We start from the raw sequence: 1,257 nt of genomic DNA, 5'->3' as shown, positions 1-1,257 counted from the left end.
GGGCGTTAGGCCAATTGATTCGTATTTAGTTCAGTGAGTGATGGGATGAGAAATTTACTAAATGGTTTTATCGAACTGAAACTTGATGGCAAAGTCGGCGTTGTAGGTGGTATTTTGGGGATGCTCACAACTCTTTTTACTGGTCTTTTTTTGTGGGTTGATAATAGTGATTTATTTAAAGAGCATAGAATTTCAGCAAGTGTTGTGAGGTCGCAAGAAATACTAGAGCTTGACGGTGATGCTACATTTGGAACTTATGTGATATTCGACAATAAAGGTAATTACCCTGAAATAATCACAAGAATTACGGTTGAATTATATACACCATTTACCCTTTCTTCCATGAAGCTAGGAGGTAAAACACCATTGACATTGCCACTACAAGTTAGTGAGAAGTTTTCAAGTGATGGTGATTTACGTGTTAAAGATTTTCTGAATCAGGCCGGATATGTTCATAAACGCCCATCAATGCTTCCGTTTTATGTTGATCTACCAGAATATAAAAATGTTATTGCTTTTGGTGACCCATCTGGCAAACAAGATGTAAAGCATAGATATGTTTTCTCAGGGTGTAATAATAGTATTGTAGTTAGTAATAAAATACCGCATAACGTCGTTACAGTAGCCTCTCATTTTAAATTGCCTGAAGAGCTTAGAATTGCATTAAAGGAAACATTTTTATTAGTAGAGAGCGGAGCGCTAGATAACTCAGTTGTTGGGATGTTAAATGGAGGTTTAGCTACTTCAAACTACTATATTGGTGAGCTGTTAATAGTGGCTGAGTTTATAAATAAAGAGCGTATGATTGACAGAGCCGTTATTAATGCTACAAATGTTTTTTTGGAAGCATCAAAAGAGAAAAAATTCATTAAATTCACTGATTGGTGGTCTGGATTTCCAAATTCACAAAAGTTGGTAGTTCAATTAAGAGAAACACAAAATTTATCAGGAAGAACTACAAAATTAGCTTTCGCAAAAGCTACAGGTGCGGATCTTAAAGACTATGTTGTTTCAATTAGTGATTTGCCAATGATGATGGCAATGCCTGCCTTTTTTGAAAATCAAGATCAAGCGTTATGTGAGTATGTTCAAGTGAATATATCTGAATAGCCCTATGGACAAAGTAAGCTAATGGCCTAACAATCTGTTTAAGAGTGATTCGCAACGCGTGGCATTTTTGCTATGCGTTGCGTTTTGTGTTTAAGGTGGTATGCGGGAGCTTCGGTATTGTGTTGCTCACACCTTAACAGGGCGTTA

The 1,257-nt window shown here is 36.5% G+C and carries 1 protein-coding gene; it reads left to right on the top strand.

Annotated features, from left to right (window positions below):
• The first annotated feature begins 45 nt into the window (after window positions 1-45).
• Window positions 46-1,110: a hypothetical protein gene (locus tag AACT42_RS00810; RefSeq protein WP_094183078.1), complete on the top strand. Its 1,065-nt coding sequence runs from the start codon at window positions 46-48 to the stop codon at window positions 1,108-1,110.
• The last annotated feature ends 147 nt before the right edge of the window (window positions 1,111-1,257 follow it).

The sequence above is a fragment of the Vibrio sp. V15_P4S5T153 genome (assembly GCF_963874485.1).
GTDB lineage: Bacteria > Pseudomonadota > Gammaproteobacteria > Enterobacterales > Vibrionaceae > Vibrio > Vibrio anguillarum.
The sequence above is the reverse complement of the archived record's forward strand: the minus strand, read 5'-3'. Positions and strand labels throughout refer to the sequence as shown.